Raw genomic sequence first — 16,790 nt, 5'->3', positions numbered from 1 at the left:
CTCAGCGGCGCCCGTCCCCCTCGTCGCCGGAGCCGCCGCGGTCCTCCGCACCGCCCTTGCCGCCCTCCCCGCGCTCGTCCCGCGCGAAGAGCTGGGTCAGCGTGCTGATCGTGTAGACGTCGGTGGCTTCCTCGTCCACCAGATGCATCTCGGCGAGCCGGTCCAGACCGTCCTGGGTGCGCTCCTGGTCCTGCCCCGCCAGAGCCGCCGCCACGGAGGCGTTGAGATGCCCGTCGGCGCTGGTCGCCAGTGCCCTGAGCAGCCGTGCGTCGTCCGCCGACAGCCGGGCGACGGACATCCGCAGCGCCGCCGCCATCCCGGTGTCCTCCGCCGACAGCAGTGCGAGGCGTCGCCGTTCGTCGCGCAGCGCCGCGGCGAGCCGGGCCAGCCGCCAACGGGGCCGGGCGGTGAGCTGGGCGGCCGCGGCCCGCAGCGCCAGCGGCAGACCCTCGCACAGGTCGACCAGCTCGCGGGCGGCGGCCGGGTCCTCGGCCACTCGCTGCGGGCCGAGCATGGCGCCGAGCAGCGCCGCGCCCTCCTCGTGTCCCAGCGCCTGGAGCCCGACCGGCCGGGCCCAGTCGGTGGCGACCAGGCCGTCGAGCCGGCTGCGGCTGGTGACGACCGTGGCGCAGTGCGCGCCGCCGGGGAGCAGCGGCCGTACCTGCGCCGAGCTGCGCGCATTGTCCAGGACGACCAGCAGTCGGCGCTCGGCGACCAGCGACCGGAACAGCGCCGAGGCGGCCTGCGCCGAGCCGGGCACCCGCTCGGCAGGGGTGCCGAGCGCCAGCAGGAAGTCGCGCAGGATCTCGGCCGGCGGTGCCTCGTCGCCCTCGCCGAAGCCGCGCAGGTCGGCGAAGAGCTGGCCGTCGGGGAAGGCGCTGGAGTACAGATGCGCCCACTGCACGGCGCAGGCGGTCTTACCGACGCCGGCCGGACCCGCGACCACGGCGAGCGGGCTCTCGCCGGTCGTACGGTCCGTCAACACCTCGGTCAGGTAACCCAGTTGCGCCTCCCGGCCGAGGAACCGGGCCGGTGCCCGGGGCAGCAGCCGCGGCGCCGCACCGGCCCGCCCCGAGCCGGGACCGGAGCCCGAGCCGGACCGCGAACCGTCCCGAGCGCCGTCGGCCGAGTCCGCGGACGTGCCCTTCGCGTCGGACCCACCGGCCGTGCCGGTGCTCTGCGCGGGCAGCGGCCCACCGGGGCCGTGTTTCACGTGAAACGCCGACGCGCCCTGGGAGTCGTCACCCGTCCTGTGCGCGCCCGCCGCGGGCTGGGCGGCCGTACGCCCGCCACCCGCCGCCTCTGCCCGCAGGATCTCCTCGTAGGCCGCGCGCAGCCGCTCGCCCGGGTCGACGCCCAGCTCTTCGTTGAGCAGCCGCCGGGTGCGGTGGAACCACTCCAGTGCGTCGGACTGCCGACCTGTACGGAACAGTGCCCGCATCAGCTCGGCGATCAGCCCTTCCCGCAAGGGGTGGTTGACGGCCGCGGAGTAGAGGATCGCGGCGGCCTGCTCATGTTCACCGAGCGTGCCGTGGGCCCGGCCCAGCGCCTCCACCGCCGTCAGCCGGCGCTCCTCCAGGGCGTGCGCCGCGGCCGCGAACGGCGGGCTGGTGACCGTGCCGGTCAGCGCGGGTCCGCGCCACAGCCCCAGCGCCTCGCGCAGCAGCGGTACGGCGTCGGCCGGCGCCGCCTCGGGGCGTGCCAGCGTTACCAGCTCACCGAACCGGTGGGCGTCGATCAGCTCCTCCGGCAGCCGCAGCAGATAGGCCGAGCCATGTGTGGTCAGCTCGATGCCGTAGGTCTGCGCTCCGCCCTCGGCGAGCGTGGCGCGCAGCCGTGAGACATGCCCTTGGACGACCGTACGGGCGTGCTCGGGCGGCTCGTCCTCCCACAGGGAGTCGATCAACTGCTCCAGTGGAACGGTGGTGTTGGGTTGCAGCAACAGCAGCGCCAGCACACTGCGCCGTTTGGCGGGCCCGAGCGACAGCTCTCCGGAGCCGGTCGTCACGGCGATCGGGCCGAGCAGTGAGAATTCCAACTCAGCCCTCCAGGAAGGCCGTCAGGGCGTTCGCCAGCAGGTAGGGGTCCTCGGCGCCGCACAGTTCGCGCGCCGAGTGCATGGACAGGATCGCCACGCCGATGTCGACCGTCGCGATGCCGTGCCGGGCCGCGGTGATGGGCCCGATCGTGGTGCCGCACGGCATCGAGTTGTTGGAGACGAAGCTCTGCCACGGCACATCGGCGCGCTCGCAGGCGGCCGTGAAGACCGCCCGCCCACTGCCGTCCGTCGCATAGCGCTGATTGACGTTCACCTTCAGGATCGGCCCGCCGTTGGGCATCGGGTGGTGTCCCGGCTCATGCCGTTCACTGTAGTTGGGGTGCACGGCGTGACCGGTGTCCGACGACAGGCAGATCGTGCCGGCGAAGGCGCGCGCCCGGTCCTCGTACGAGCCGCCGCGGGCGAACACCGAGCGCTCCAGCACCGTGCCGAGCAGCGGGCCGTCGGCGCCGGTGTCGGACTGGCTGCCGTTCTCCTCGTGGTCGAAGGCGGCCAGCACCGGGATGCTGGTCGGCGCGCCGCTGGCGGCCGCGGCGGTCAGCGCGGCCGTACCGGCGTGCACGGACAGCAGGTTGTCCATCCGAGGGCCGGCGACCAGCTCGTGGTCGCGGCCCAGATAGGACGGTGGCTCGATGCTGTGCACCATCAGGTCCCAGCCCTTGATGTCCTCGGCCGGTACGCCGGTCTCCTCGGCGACGAACGCGATCAGATCGCCCTCGGCCACCTCGCCCAGCCCCCAGATCGGCGTCATATGGCGCTGCTTGTCCAGCTTCAGGCCCTCGGAGTTCACCGAGCGGTCGAGGTGCACCGCCAACTGGGGTACCCGCAGCAGTGCCCGGTCGACGTTGACCAGACGGTTGCTGCCGTCCCGCAGCGTCACCCGTCCGCTGAGCCCCAGATCGCGGTCGAGCCAGGTGTTGAGCAGGGTGCCGCCGTAGATCTCCACGGCGATCTGCCGCCAGCCGCGGGCGCCGGTGTCGGGAATCGGTTTGACCCGCAAATTGGGAGAGTCGGTGTGAGCCCCCACAATTCGGTACGGAGTCGTGGCGCTCGCCCCCTCCGGCACGTACCAGGCGATGATCGCGCCGCCGCGCAGCACGTACTTCCCGCCGCTCTCGCCGTCCCAGGCGTCGACCTCCGCGACCTGCCGGAAACCGGCCTTCTCCAGCCGCTCCGCCGCGTTGGCGACCGCGTGGTAGGGCGACGGACTGGCGGCTAGGAAGGACATCAAGTCGTCGGTGTGGCCGCGATCGAAGCGGGCGGAGTTGGTCATGGATTCAGCATAAGGAGCAAGGCCCCGCATTCCCCGTGCGCGTGCGACGTGACTCCGCTCCCTTCCGGCCAGGATTTCTGCATTCCACGCCGAAAACCGCACTGGAGTGAACGATTCCGGTCGGCCGGTCGGCCGCACCCGCGGTCCGGGCCGCGCGGGTGGCACTCGGCGGACATGACGGAGCCCGCCTCTCCGGGGGAAGAGAGGCGGGCTCCGTCAGTCTGAACGGCGAATCTGAGAGACGTCTAAGAACGCCGCGGACCGGTCGCGGACGGCGCTCTTAGAACGCGGCCTCGTCCAGCTCCATCAGCGACTGGTCGACGGACTCGGCCAGCTGCCGCTGCATGGCGACGCCCGGCAGGACGTTGTGTGCGTAGAACTTCGCCGCGGCGATCTTGCCGGCGTAGAACGCCTTGTCCTTGGAGGAGGCGGCCGCCAGCTTGGCGCTCGCCACCGCCGCGCCCTTCAGCAGCAGGTAGCCGATGACGACGTCGCCCGAAGCCAGCAGCAGGCGCGAGGTGTTCAGGCCGACCTTGTAGATGGACTTGACGTCCTTCTCCGTGGCGGCGAGGTCGGTCAGCATGGCGCCGACGATCGCCTCCAGGTCGGCGGCGGCCTTGCCCAGCTCGCCGCGGGCCTGCTCCAGCTCCGCGCCGCCGGTGCCCTCGGCCAGGAACTTCTTGATCTCCTCGGCGAGGGTGTTCAGCGCCTGGCCCTGGTTGCGGACGATCTTCCGGAAGAAGTAGTCCTGGCCCTGGATGGCGGTGGTGCCCTCGTAGAGGGTGTCGATCTTGGCGTCCCGGATGTACTGCTCGATCGGGTACTCCTGCAGGTAGCCGGAGCCACCGAAGGTCTGCAGGGACTGCGCCAGCTGCTCGTAGGACTTCTCCGAGCCGTAGCCCTTGACGATGGGCAGCAGCAGGTCGTTGAGCGCGTGCAGCTCCGAGGCCTCCTCGCCCGCGGCCTCCTTGAGGGCGATCGAGTCCTGGACGGAGGCGGTGTACAGCACGAGGGCGCGCATGCCCTCCACGTACGCCTTCTGCGTCATCAGCGAGCGGCGCACGTCGGGGTGGTGGGTGATGGTGACCTTCGGCGCGCTCTTGTCCATGAAGTTCGCCAGGTCCGGACCCTGGACGCGTTCCTTGGCGTACTCGAGCGCGTTGAGGTAGCCGGTCGACAGCGTCGCGATGGCCTTCGTGCCGACCATCATCCGGGCGAACTCGATGATGCGGAACATCTGGCGGATGCCGTCGTGCTTGTCGCCGATCAGCCAGCCCTTGGCGGGGTGCTGGTCGCCGAACGTCATCTCGCAGGTGTTGGAGGCCTTGAGGCCCATCTTGTGCTCGACGTTCGTCGCGTACACGCCGTTGCGCTCGCCCAGCTCGCCGGTCTCCCAGTCGAAGTGGTACTTCGGCACGAGGAAGAGGGACAGGCCCTTGGTACCCGGACCAGCACCCTCGGGGCGGGCGAGGACGTAGTGGAAGATGTTCTCCGACATGTCGTGCTCACCGGACGTGATGAAGCGCTTGACGCCCTCGATGTGCCAGGAGCCGTCCTCCTGCTCCACGGCCTTGGTACGGCCGGCGCCCACGTCCGAGCCGGCGTCCGGCTCGGTGAGGACCATGGTGGAGCCCCACTGCTTCTCGACGGCGATCTGGGCGACCTTCTTCTGCGCCTCGTTGCCCTCGGAGTAGAGGATGCCGGCGAAGGCCGGGCCGGAGGAGTACATCCACACGGCCGGGTTCGAGCCGAGGATCAGCTCCGCGTAGGACCAGATCAGCGTGGCCGGAGCGGTGGTGCCGCCGATCTCCTCGGGCAGGCCCAGGCGCCAGTACTCGGAGTCCATGAAGGCCTGGTAGCTCTTCTTGAAGGAGTCCGGGATCGGCGCGGTGTTGGTCTCGGGGTCGAAGACCGGGGGGTTGCGGTCGGCGTCGACGAAGGAGTCGGCCAGCTCGTTCTCGGCGAGGCGGGCGAGCTCGGACAGCACGCTCTTGGCGGTGTCGGCATCCATCTCCGCGAACGGTCCGGTGCCGTACACGCTGTCACGGCCGAGCACCTCGAAGAGGTTGAACTCGATGTCGCGGAGATTCGACTTGTAGTGGCCCATGGGTACGGCTCCGTAAGGGTTCGGGAGAGGGCCCCAAGGGAGGGACCTCAGACGCAATACCGGCTAGTAGTTAAATGATGCTACCCGTGGGTAATAAGAATCAACCCCTTCCACCCATCTGTGACGAGCGTCCCCCGGCGATTCGCCGACTCAGTACGCTGTGGCGCATGTACGGCTACGACCAGAACGCGGGTGCCGGGCAGCAGTACGGTGCGCCACCGCCCCCGCCGCAGCAACCGGCCCCCGGGGGCTATGGCGAGCAGCCGCTGTATCCCGAGCCGTCGCCTCCCTCGCTCGCCGACGCGGTGCGGGCCTTCACCACCGGCTCGATGTCGGCCGAGGACTTCCAGGGCATCTTCTCCACGTCCAAGGTCTATTGTCCCCGCGGTGACAACCCCGGCTTCCTGGCACTGCACAACACCCAGCAGCCGGTGATCCCGATGTTCACCTCGCTCAAGGAGCTGCGGCGGTACGCGGGCAAGGAGTCCAAGTACTTCGTGATCACCGGCGCCGAGGTGCTCGACCTGCTGCCGACCGGTTACGGGTTCGTCCTCGACATGGAGGGCGATCACCGGATGGTCTTCGACGCCAAGGCCGTGGAGCAGATGGTCGACTTCGCGATGCGGCGGATGTACGGCTGACGGCGGCCGTCGAAACCCCGTCGATCCTCTTCCGTACCGACTTTCACCTGCGCAAACGCGGGTGGGAATGCCGCACGCCTTGCAGGTTGTTCAGGATTCAACTAAGTTTTGAGCGACCGAGGAGGCCGTCATGCCCGCTGTGACCGTAGAGAACCCGCTGACCCTGCCGCGTGTGGCGGCACCCGCCGAGGCACACCCCCGCCCCGTGCTGGCCGTCGCCACCGCGCCGAGCGGGTTCGAGGGCGAGGGCTTCCCGGTGCGCCGGGCCTTCGCCGGCATCGACTACAAGTACCTCGACCCGTTCATCATGATGGACCAGATGGGCGAGGTGGAGTACGCGCCGGGAGAGCCCAAGGGCACGCCCTGGCACCCGCACCGCGGCTTCGAGACCGTCACCTATCTGATCGACGGCACCTTCGTGCACCGTGACTCGCACGGTGGCGGCGGCGTCATCAACGACGGCGACACCCAGTGGATGACGGCCGGCTCCGGCCTGCTGCACATCGAGGCGCCGCCGGAGTCGCTGGTGATGTCCGGCGGGCTCTTCCACGGCCTCCAGCTGTGGGTGAACCTCCCGAAGAGCGACAAGATGATGGCCCCCCGCTACCAGGACATCGGCGGCGGCCAGGTCAAGCTGCTGACCTCCGGCGACGGCGGTGCGCTGCTGCGGCTGATCGCCGGTGACCTCGACGGCCACCAGGGGCCGGGTATCACCCACACCCCCATCACGATGATGCATGTGACGGTGAACCCGGGCGCCGAGCTGACCCTGCCCTGGCGCAAGGACTTCAACGCCCTCGCCTACGGCCTGGCCGGCCGCGGCTCGGCCGGCGCGGAGGGGCGCCCGTTCCGCATGGGGCAGGCGGTCGTCTTCGGGACCGGAGACTCGATCACCATCCGGGCGGACGAGTCCCAGGAGTCGCGCAGCCCGAACTTCGAGGTGGTGCTGCTGGGCGGGCGGCCGATCCGCGAGCCGATGATGCACTACGGCCCGTTCGTGATGAACACCCACGCCGAGCTGGCTCAGGCCTTCGAGGACTTCCAGGCCGGCCGACTCGGAACGATCCCGGCGGACGAGCACTGACGCCTCGTCGGATGCGCTGATGGGCCGGGGGCGGTGTTTCACGTGAAACACCGCCCCCGGCCCGTTCCACGCCCCGCTCAGGAGCCGTTCGCCGTGGTGGACTGTCCGGGTGCGAAACGACTCGGATCAAGACTCGCGCGGCGCCGAGGGCGAACGGCCGCCGCCCGGCAAGCCGTTGCTGCCGATCGAGGCCCGCCGCGCCGCGGCCTGGTGCGGGGTGCTGCTGCTGATCGTGGCCGTGCTGGCCCTCGGGGTGTGGCTGTGCGTCGTCCTGAGCGCCGCGGTCACGCCCGTGCTGCTGGCACTGCTCGGCAGTGCGCTGCTCGGGCCGCTCTACCGGCGGCTGGTGGCGATGAAACTCAACCGCTCGCTGGCGGCCGGGCTGACCTGCGCGGTCCTGGTGGTGGTGGTCGGCGGTGCCGGATACATCGTCGTCAGCGCGCTGGTGGACACCGGCGACCAGATCATCGCCTCGCTCAAGGACGCCGCCAAGGGCCTCTCCCAGCACTTCGGTACGGCCGGCACCTCGCTGGACGACCTCGCCTCCAACGCCAAGGGTCTGGTCACCAAGTTCGGAGGCACCGCGGCCTCCGGGGTACTGGCGGGCGTCAGCATCGTCGGCCAGTTCATCGCCGCTTCGGTGCTCGCCCTGCTGCTGACCTTCTTCTTCCTGCGCGACTCCGACAAGGCCGTACGCGCCCTGCACGACTGGGCGCCCGGCAAGTCCGCACCCCAGCTGGAGCGGATGGCCCGCCGCGGCTTCCAGTCCATCGAGGGCTTTATGCGCGGCACCACCTTCATCGCGCTGATCGACGCCATCTGCATCACCGTCGGACTGCTGGTCCTCCAGGTGCCGGGCGCCGTCGGGCTGGGCGCGCTGGTCTTCGTCGGCGCCTATATCCCCTACCTCGGTGCGTTCATCTCGGGGGCGGTGGCGATCCTGGTGGCGTTCGCGGACCGCGGCTTTGTGATCGCGCTGTGGGCGCTCGGCGTCGTACTGGCGGTGCAGGTGCTGGAGGGCCATGTGCTGCAGCCGATGATCCAGAGCCGCACGGTCCAGATGCATCCGGCGAGCGTGATGCTGGCGATCACCGCGGGCGCCAGCGTCGGCGGCATCCTCGGCATGCTGCTGTCCGTCCCGCTGACCGCGGCCGCCACCGGTGTGCTGCACGAGCTGCGCAAGCACTATGCGGCGGGCTCGGACTCCGACGCGGGCTCCGGGGACACCGGGCCGACCGCGTCCCCCGCGTCCTCGTAGAGCTCGAACCACGTCGACTTGCCGTCCCCGCGCGGGTCCACGCCCCAGGCACCGGCCAGCAGCTCCAGCAGCACCAGCCCGCGCCCCGAGGACGCCAGCTCGCCGGGGCTGCGGCGGTGCGGCAGCTCATCGCTGCTGTCGGAGACGTCGACGCGGATCCGCCGGGCGCCTCGGGGGCCGGAGATCTCGGCGACCAGCAGCGCATCGCCGTCGGTGTGCATCAGCACATTGGTGACGACCTCGGAGACCATCAGCACCGCCGAGTCGACCTGGTCGGCGTCGGCCCAGTCGTGGAGTACGTCGCGGATCTGCCGGCGCGCCTCGGCTATCCGCTGCGGCTCGGCCTGGGCGACGGCGAGCACGGTGCGCCGAACGGCCTGCTGGGCCGACGGGCCGCCGGCGCCCACCCCGCAGCTGGCGGCCTCGCGGCTCAGCAGCAGTACGGCGATGTCGTCCTCGCGGCGGTCCACCAGCGGTCCGGTGGTGTGGTGCGAGGAGGGGCCGTGCACAGCCTGGACCAGGGCGTCGGCCAGCCGCTCCAGGCTCTCGTCGCCCTCGCCGACCTCATGCGCCTCGATGATGCCGCGCAGCCGGGCCCAGCCGGTCTCCAGATCGTGGCCGCCGGTCTCGATCAGCCCGTCGGTGCACACCACCATGGTCTCGCCGGGCTCCAGGACGAGTCGGGTGGTGGGGTAGTCGGTGTCCGGGACGATGCCCAGCGGCAGCCCGCCCGCGGTGGGCCGCACCAGCATCGTGCCGTCGCTCAGGCGGATCGCCGGATCGGGGTGGCCGGCCCGCGCGATGTCCAGCAGCCCGGTCGCCGGGTCCACCTCGATGTACAGGCAGGTCGCGAAGCGCTGGTCCTCGCCGTTGCCGCGCAGCGCGGTCTCGTTGATCCCGGCCAGAAAGCGGGAGGCGCGCGAGAGCACCGCATCGGGATGGTGGCCCTCGGAGGCGTAGGCGCGCAGGGCGATCCGCAGCTGCCCCATCAGGCCCGCGGCCCGGACGTCATGCCCCTGGACATCCCCGATGACCAGCGCGATCCGCCCGGACGGCAGCGGGATCATGTCGTACCAGTCACCGCCGACCTCAAGCCCGCCGCCGGTCGGTACGTAACGGGCCGCGACCGTCATCCCGGGGATGTCGGGCTGCACCGTCGGCATCATGCTGCGCTGCAGTCCCAGCGCCAGCTCCTGCTGCTCCTCCTGCACACCGGCCCTGGCCAGCGCCTGGGCCAGCATCCGGGCGACGGTGGTCAGCACCGAGCGCTCGTCGGGTGTGAAGGCGACCGGCTGGGCGAACCCCGCCATCCAGGCGCCGATCGTCCGGCCCGCGTTGACCAGCGGCAGAAACGCCCACGACGTACGGCCGAAGCGGGCGGCCAGCGGCCAGGTGGTCGGGTAGCGGCGGCTGTAGTCCTCGGGGGTGGGCAGATAGATGGCCCGCCCGGTGCGGATGACCTCGGCGGCCGGGTAGTCGGTCGCAAGGCCCATGTTGAGGAACGGCTTCTCGTCGCCGGGGCGGTGGCCGTGGTGGCCGATGACCGAGATCCGGTCGCCCTCGATGCCGAAGACCGCCAGGCCGTCGGGCATGAACCCGGGCATGGACAGCCCGGCCGCCACCCGCAGCACCTCGGCCGTGGACCGCGCCTCGGCCAGCGCCCGCCCCGCGTCCAGCAGGAAGGCCTCGCGGGAGCGGCGCCAGTCGCCGGTTATCGGCGTGATCGCGGCGGAGGTCCCGGGCTGCGGTTCGGGCACCTCCTGGAGCGTGCCGACCAGTTCGAAATCGCCGTCGACGACCTGGGGGCGGGCGCGGGTGCGGACGAGGCGCTGCACCCGTCCGCGCTCGTCCACGATGCGCAGCCGGGCCTCGGCGAGGGTCTCCTCGGACAGCGCGAGCTGGATCACCCCGTTGATCTCGGCGAAGTCGACGGGATGAAAACGGGAGCGTACGGCGGCCTCGCTCAGCTCCGCCGGCTCGGCGGGGAGCCCGAGCAGCCGGGCCGCCTCGGCATCGAGGGTCACCCGGCCCGATGCGTTGTCCCAGCGCCACAGGCCGGTCGCGAGGGCGGCCAGGAGGTCCTTGGTGCGCATTGCCTCACTTTATGTGTGTTTGGCGGAGGCCGACCAGCGAGCGGAGCGTGACCGTCGTCCCCGCCGGGGCGCCCGCCCCGGCTCGGAGAAGCACTGATGCGTATATGTCAACGAAGGGGCGGGGGCCGGGACGGTAACCTGGAGCGGTTATGTCAATCCTGGGGTGGCCTTTCGGGTGACCGCCGGGGAGAGCGACCGGGCGTGCGAGCCCGTGTTCCGATCCCTCTCCTCCGCTCCCGCTCACCTCGACACTCGCGACGACTTGGATGAGCGATGCACCGGTACCGGTCCCATAACTGCGGCGAGCTCCGAGCCGCGGACGTCGACACGGACGTCCGCCTCAGCGGCTGGCTGCACAATCGTCGTGACCTGGGCGGCATCCTCTTCATCGATCTGCGCGACCACTACGGTCTCGTGCAGCTCGTCGCCCGCCCCGGCACCCAGGCCGCCGAGGCGCTGGACAAGCTGACCAAGGAGACGGTCGTCCGCGTCGACGGCAAGGTCGTCTCGCGCGGCGCCGACAACGTGAACCCGGAGCTGCCCACCGGCGAGATCGAGATCGAGGCCACCGAGGTCGAGGTCCTGGGCGCGGCCCAGCAGATCCCCTTCACGATCAACGCCGACGACGGCGTCAACGAGGAGCGGCGCCTGGAGTACCGCTTCCTCGACCTGCGCCGCGAGCGGATGCACCGCAACATCATGCTGCGCTCGGCGGTCATCGCGTCCATCCGTCACAAGATGACGACCCTGGGCTTCAACGAGATGGCGACGCCGATCCTCAGCGCCACCTCTCCCGAGGGCGCACGCGACTTCGTGGTGCCCTCCCGCCTCCACCCGGGCAAGTTCTACGCGCTGCCGCAGGCCCCCCAGCAGTTCAAGCAGCTGCTGATGATCTCGGGCTTCGACCGCTACTTCCAGATCGCCCCGTGCTTCCGGGACGAGGACGCCCGCGCGGACCGCTCGCCGGGCGAGTTCTACCAGCTCGACATCGAGATGTCCTTCGTCGAGCAGGAGGACGTCTTCCAGCCGGTCGAGAAGCTGATGACCGAGCTCTTCGAGGAGTTCGGCGACGGCCGCCACGTCACCTCTCCGTTCCCGCGCATCCCGTTCCGCGAGGCGATGCTGAAGTACGGCTCCGACAAGCCGGACCTGCGCGCCCAGCTGGAGCTGGTCGACATCACCGACGTCTTCGCGGACTCGGCGTTCAAGGCCTTCGCCGGCAAGCACGTCCGTGCGCTGCCGGTGCCGGCCGTGCAGGACCAGCCGCGCAAGTTCTTCGACCAGCTCGGCGAGTACGCGATCCAGCACGGCGCCAAGGGCCTGGCCTGGGTGCGCGTCGGTGCGGACGGCGCGCTGACCGGCCCGATCGCCAAGTTCCTGACCGAGGAGAACGTCAAGGTGCTCACCGAGCGCCTCGGCCTGGAGGAGGGCCACGCGGTCTTCTTCGGCGCCGGCGACTTCGACGAGGTCTCGAAGATCATGGGCGCGGTGCGCGTCGAGGCCGCGAAGCGGGCCGGCCACTTCGAGGAGAACGTCTTCCGCTTCTGCTGGATCGTCGACTTCCCGATGTACGAGCGGGACGAGGAGACCGGCAAGATCGACTTCTCGCACAACCCCTTCTCCATGCCGCAGGGCGGGATGAAGGACCTGGAGGAGAAGGACCCGCTGGACATCCTGGGCTGGCAGTACGACATCGTCTGCAACGGCGTCGAGCTGTCCTCCGGCGCGATCCGGAACCACGAGCCGGACATCATGATCAAGGCCTTCGAGATCGCGGGCTACGACCGTGAGACCGTCGAGGAGAAGTTCGCCGGCATGCTGCGCGCCTTCCGCTTCGGCGCTCCGCCGCACGGCGGGATCGCCCCCGGCGTCGACCGCATCGTCATGCTCCTCGCGGACGAGCCGAACATCCGGGAGACCATCGCCTTCCCGCTGAACGGCAACGCGCAGGACCTGATGATGGGTGCGCCGACGGAGCTGGAAGAGGTACGGCTCAAGGAGCTGCACCTGAACGTCCGCAAGCCGCAGGTCAAGTAGGCGTCACCGGCGAGGCCAGGCCTCGAACAACGGTCTGAGGGCGGTGTTTCACGTGAAACACCGCCCTCAGACCGTGTGAGCCGGGTGCTCCAACCGCACTACACGTGTGGCCGGGCTCGTGCACCGCACGCAGGGTGGTGCTCATGCAGCAAGCCAGCCTCCTCCCCCGGGCGCCCGGCCTCGTCTCACGGCCCCGTACGGCGCACTTCGCCCAGGTCCGCGACCTGCCCTGGATCATCGCCCTGGCCGTCGTCTTCACCGCCGGCCAGCTCTACCTCGCCCTCACCACGCCCGGCCTGGGATGGGACGAGACGGTCTATGTCAGCCAGGTCGACGCCCACGCCCCGGCCGCGTTCTTCAGTGCCCCGCGCGCCCGTGGCGTCACCCTCCTCCTCGCCCCGGCCGCCGTCCTGACGACATCGGCCACCGCCCTGCACTGCTACCTCGCGGTGCTCTCCGGCGCCGCGTTCCTGCTCACCCTGTGCATCTGGCGGCGTCTGCTGCCCGCCCCCGTGCCGGCGCTGGGCGGTGTGCTGTTCGCCGGTCTGTGGGTCACGCTCTTCTACGGCCCGCAGGTGATGCCCAACCTGTGGACCGCCTACGCCGCACTCGTCGCCACGGGCTGCTTCCTGCTGGCCGTACGCCAGCCGTCGGCCCAGCTGGCTCCCCAGGCCGGCCGGGGCGCGGCGGTCGGCCTGGCCGCCGCGGTGGCGCTGGCCGCGCTGATGCGCCCCCTCGACGCGGTGTGGCTGGCCCTGCCGCTGTTCGCCGCGGCGGTGTGCGTGCCCGCCTGGCGGCGTTCGACCGTGCTGCTGGCGATCCCGGCCGGTCTGGCTCTCGGGTGCACCGAGTGGGTCGTGGAGGCGTATGTGTCCTACGGCGGGCTGATGGAGCGGCTGCGCCAGGCCGGGGAGATCCAGGGCGGTCTGGGCTGGCACCCGTCCTTCGGCGACCACGCACGGGCGCTGCAGGGAAAGACCCTGTGCCGCCCCTGCGACCTGGACTGGAAGTACCCGTTGACGGCGGGCTGGTGGTTCGTCCTGCCGCTGGCGGCCGCCGGGGCGGTGTGGGGCTCGGCCCGTGCCCGCGAGCCCGGCGGCACGCTGCACCGGTACGGGCCGGTGTGGCCGACGCCGCGCGGGCGCGAGCCCGGCGGCCCCCACGAGCTGGGACTGGAGCCCGTACGGATGGACACCTTCGGGCTGCACCCCCTCCGGGTGGTCGGCCTCGGGCTTGACGGCGCGCTGCAGCCGCATGCGCCGGTCTGGCCGCCGAGCCTGCGCGATCCCGGCGGCGCGCGGCACCGCTACGGTCCGGGCCCCATCGCCCTCCCGGCCCTGGTCGGCCTCTGCCTCGCCGCCCCCTACCTGCTGACGGTGGACTACGCCGCGCCACGCTTCCTGCTGCCCGCCTACGCCCTGCTGTTTCTGCCCGCCGCGTGGTTCTTGTACTGGATGACGCTGCTGCCCCGCCGCCGGCACACCTGGGCGGTGGCCGTGCTGGTCGTCGCGCTGCTCGGCCATCAGGCGGTGCAGCTGGCGATCCTGCACAGGATGCAGGGGGGAACCGTACGCGCGCAGGCCGACATCGGCCGGATCGGCGACACGTTGCGTGCCGCCGGGGTACGGCCGCCGTGCGCGGTGAGCGGCGAGGAGGCGGTACGGGTGGCGTACCAGACGGGCTGTGCCTCCCGGCAGCCCGGCGGGCACGATGCCAGCATCACCCCCGCCGGCCTGACCCGGCTGGGCGCCCGCAGTCCCGCCGCCGTCGTCCTCGTCGCCGGCGGGGCGGTGCCGGGCTACGCCCGCGGCTGGCGTCCGGTCCGCCTCCCGCCGACGCCGGGCCTGAAGCGGTTGGACGCCTACGTGTCCCCGGCCGCCCGGCCCTGAGACGGGCGCCGCGCTTCCCGAGGAGCGGTCGCCCCCCACATACGCGCGCCCGCCCGGTCCCAAGGACCGGACGGGCGCGCGTATGTGCCGTACTCGTCTGTGCCGGCCACCGGCCGGACCGTCGGCGCTGCCGTGCTCAGCGCACCGCCGTGCCTACTGCTCCGCGCCGCCGAAGCGCTCGCGGTAGGACTCCAGGTCCTCTTCGGTGATCTTCGCGAAGAGCACCGGCGGCACCGTGAACGGGACCCCGGCCGGCACCGAGGCCAGCGCCTTCGCCTCGTCCTGGGAGACCCACACCGCGGTGTCGTTCTCCAGCGCGAACGCGCCCCGCATCGCCTTCGCCGTCGCCGGGATGAAGGGCTCGGAGACCACCGCGTACAGATGGATCAGGTTCATCGCCGTGCGCAGCGTCAGCGCCGCCGCGTCCTTGTCGGTCTTGATCTCCAGCCACGGGGCCTTCTCCTCCAGGTAGGAGTTGCCCGCGCTCCACAGGGCCCGCAGCGAGGCGGACGCCTTGCGGAACTGCAGGGCCTCCATGTGGCCCTCGTACTCCGCCAGCAGCCCGGCGATCTCCTCGCCCAGCTTCTGCTCGGCGGGCCCGGCCTCGGCGCCCGCGGGCACCTCGTCGCCGAAGCGCTTACGGGAGAACGACAGCACCCGGTTGACGAAGTTGCCGAGCGTGTCCGCCAGGTCCTTGTTGACGGAGGACGAGAAGAGCTCCCAGGTGAAGGAGGTGTCGTCCGACTCGGGGGCGTTGGCGATCAGGAAGTAGCGCCAGTAGTCGGCCGGCAGCAGCTCCAGCGCCGCGTCGGTGAAGATGCCGCGCCGCTGGGAGGTGGAGAACTTCCCGCCGTAGTAGTTGAGCCAGTTGAAGGCCTTGAGGAAGTCGACCTTCTTCCAGGGCTCGCGGGTCCCCAGCTGCGTCGCCGGGAACATCACCGAGTGGAACGGGACGTTGTCCTTGGCCATGAACTCCGTGTAGCGGACGTCGTCGGCCTCGTACCACCACGACTTCCAGTCGCGGTTCTCCGGGTCGACGTCCGCCCACTCCTTCGTCGAGCCGATGTACTCGATCGGGGCGTCGAACCACACGTAGAAGACCTTGCCCTCGGCCGCCAGCTCCGGCCACACGTCGGCCGGCACCGGAACGCCCCAGTCCAGGTCGCGGGTGATCGCCCGGTCCTGGAGGCCCTCCGTCAGCCACTTGTGCGCGATGGAGGAGGCGAGCGTCGGCCACTCCTTGCTGCCGTTGCCCGCCAGCCAGCCCTCGACCTCGTGCTGCAGCTTCGACTGGAGCAGGAAGAGGTGCTTGGTCTCGCGCACCTCGAGATCACCGCTGCCGCTGATCGCCGAGCGGGCGTCGATCAGGTCGGTGGGGTCCAGCACCCGGGTGCAGTTCTCGCACTGGTCGCCGCGCGCCTTGTCGTAGCCGCAGTGCGGGCACGTGCCGACGATGTAGCGGTCGGGCAGGAAGCGGTCGTCGGTGACCGAGAAGACCTGGCGGATCGCCCGCTCCTCGATGAAGCCGTTCTCGTGCAGCTTGCGCGCGAAGTGCTGGGTCAGCTCGACGTTCTCCTGGGACGAGCTGCGCCCGAAGTGGTCGAATTCCAGGCCGAAGCCCTCGTAGATCGCCTTCTGCTTGTCGTGCTGCTCCGCGCAGAAGGCGTCGACGGACTGGCCCGCCTCCTTGGCCGCCAGCTCCGCGGGCGTCCCGTGCTCGTCCGTCGCGCAGATGTAGAGCACGTCGTGTCCGCGCTGCCGCATATACCGGGTGTAGACGTCCGCCGGGAGCATGGACCCCACCATGTTGCCCAGGTGCTTGATCCCGTTGATATACGGAAGGGCGCTGGTGATGAGGTGTCGAGCCATTGCCGGCTGCTCCCAAGTCGCTACGGTGAGTGAGGATTTGCTTTACGGAACGTCAATATCGTACTGGACGGGTCGGGGGCTCCGGCGCGGGCTTTTCGGGGAGCGCGGAGGCGGTACCGGGCGTCGTCACCATCGCCCCGGCGACCACGGCGGCGACCAGCATGATCACCGACCCGGTCCCGATGGCCGCGGTGAATCCGTGCACCACCCCGTCCTTGACCAGGGCCTCCCGGACCGTCGGCGTGAGCTGCTGCCCCCCGCTCCTGCGGGCCACCTCGGCCAGTCGGTCCGCGAGATACGCGGCACTCGCCGACGTGGCGATCGTGTTCAGCAGCGCCGTACCGATCGAACCCCGATCTGCTGCGACGTGTTGACCGTCGCGGACGTGACCCCGGAGTCCTGCCCGCGCGACCCGTCGTGGCCGTCGCCATCACCTGGCCGCGCAGCGGCGGAGTTCTCTGCACATCGGTTCTGACCTGT

The 16,790-nt window shown here is 70.8% G+C and carries 11 protein-coding genes; 5 read left to right on the top strand and 6 right to left on the bottom strand.

Translation table 11 applies throughout. The features are described 5' to 3' along the window. Nucleotide 1 precedes the first annotated feature (1 nt). From WAB15_RS20670 to WAB15_RS20660, 3 genes are all read right to left on the bottom strand, one after another. Nucleotides 2–2,038: a BTAD domain-containing putative transcriptional regulator gene (locus WAB15_RS20670; protein ID WP_407287143.1), complete on the bottom strand. Its 2,037-nt coding sequence runs from the start codon at nucleotides 2,036–2,038 to the stop codon at nucleotides 2–4. 1 nt (nucleotide 2,039) lies between these two features. Beyond that, nucleotides 2,040–3,332, bottom strand: coding sequence for a M18 family aminopeptidase (locus WAB15_RS20665; protein WP_399145929.1), 1,293 nt, complete (start codon nucleotides 3,330–3,332; stop codon nucleotides 2,040–2,042). Between the two features lie 280 nt (nucleotides 3,333–3,612). Then, the gene (locus tag WAB15_RS20660; RefSeq protein WP_407287142.1) at nucleotides 3,613–5,439 is read right to left on the bottom strand and encodes an acyl-CoA dehydrogenase; all 1,827 of its coding nucleotides are present in this window, start codon (nucleotides 5,437–5,439) and stop codon (nucleotides 3,613–3,615) included. 167 nt (nucleotides 5,440–5,606) lie between these two features. Here WAB15_RS20660 and WAB15_RS20655 point away from each other — a divergent pair, with 167 nt between their 5' ends. From WAB15_RS20655 to WAB15_RS20645, 3 genes are all read left to right on the top strand, one after another. Next, on the top strand, nucleotides 5,607–6,080 hold the full coding sequence (locus WAB15_RS20655) for an SseB family protein (protein ID WP_030411509.1): 474 nt from the start codon (nucleotides 5,607–5,609) through the stop codon (nucleotides 6,078–6,080). Nucleotides 6,081–6,210: 130 nt separating this feature from the next. Beyond that, nucleotides 6,211–7,164: a pirin family protein gene (locus WAB15_RS20650; protein ID WP_407287141.1), complete on the top strand. Its 954-nt coding sequence runs from the start codon at nucleotides 6,211–6,213 to the stop codon at nucleotides 7,162–7,164. 109 nt (nucleotides 7,165–7,273) lie between these two features. Next, entirely contained in the window at nucleotides 7,274–8,422 is a 1,149-nt protein-coding gene (locus tag WAB15_RS20645; protein WP_407287140.1) for an AI-2E family transporter, read from the top strand. Here WAB15_RS20645 and WAB15_RS20640 read toward each other — a convergent pair. Further along, complete coding sequence (locus tag WAB15_RS20640) at nucleotides 8,350–10,515, bottom strand: SpoIIE family protein phosphatase (RefSeq protein WP_407287139.1); 2,166 nt, start codon at nucleotides 10,513–10,515, stop codon at nucleotides 8,350–8,352. The genes WAB15_RS20645 and WAB15_RS20640 overlap by 73 nt on opposite strands. 273 nt (nucleotides 10,516–10,788) lie before the next feature. On the opposite strand from WAB15_RS20640, the gene aspS reads away from it, so the two are divergent. Then, a complete protein-coding gene (gene aspS, locus WAB15_RS20635; RefSeq protein WP_399145934.1) occupies nucleotides 10,789–12,552 on the top strand; it encodes an aspartate--tRNA ligase in 1,764 nt (587 codons plus the stop codon). 143 nt (nucleotides 12,553–12,695) lie between these two features. Next, nucleotides 12,696–14,441, top strand: coding sequence for a hypothetical protein (locus WAB15_RS20630; RefSeq protein WP_407287138.1), 1,746 nt, complete (start codon nucleotides 12,696–12,698; stop codon nucleotides 14,439–14,441). 153 nt (nucleotides 14,442–14,594) lie between these two features. Here WAB15_RS20630 and metG read toward each other — a convergent pair whose 3' ends face one another. Further along, nucleotides 14,595–16,310 carry a methionine--tRNA ligase gene (gene metG, locus WAB15_RS20625; protein WP_399145936.1) on the bottom strand — a complete coding sequence of 572 codons (1,716 nt, stop codon included), beginning with the start codon at nucleotides 16,308–16,310 and terminating at the stop codon, nucleotides 14,595–14,597. Between the two features lie 52 nt (nucleotides 16,311–16,362). Then, nucleotides 16,363–16,584 (bottom strand): hypothetical protein, encoded by a 222-nt coding sequence (locus WAB15_RS20620; protein WP_407287137.1) that lies wholly within the window; start codon nucleotides 16,582–16,584, stop codon nucleotides 16,363–16,365. Nucleotides 16,585–16,790 lie beyond the last annotated feature (206 nt).

The organism is Streptomyces sirii (assembly GCF_045690365.1).
GTDB lineage: Bacteria > Actinomycetota > Actinomycetes > Streptomycetales > Streptomycetaceae > Streptomyces > Streptomyces sirii.
The sequence above is the reverse complement of the archived record's forward strand: the minus strand, read 5'-3'. Positions and strand labels throughout refer to the sequence as shown.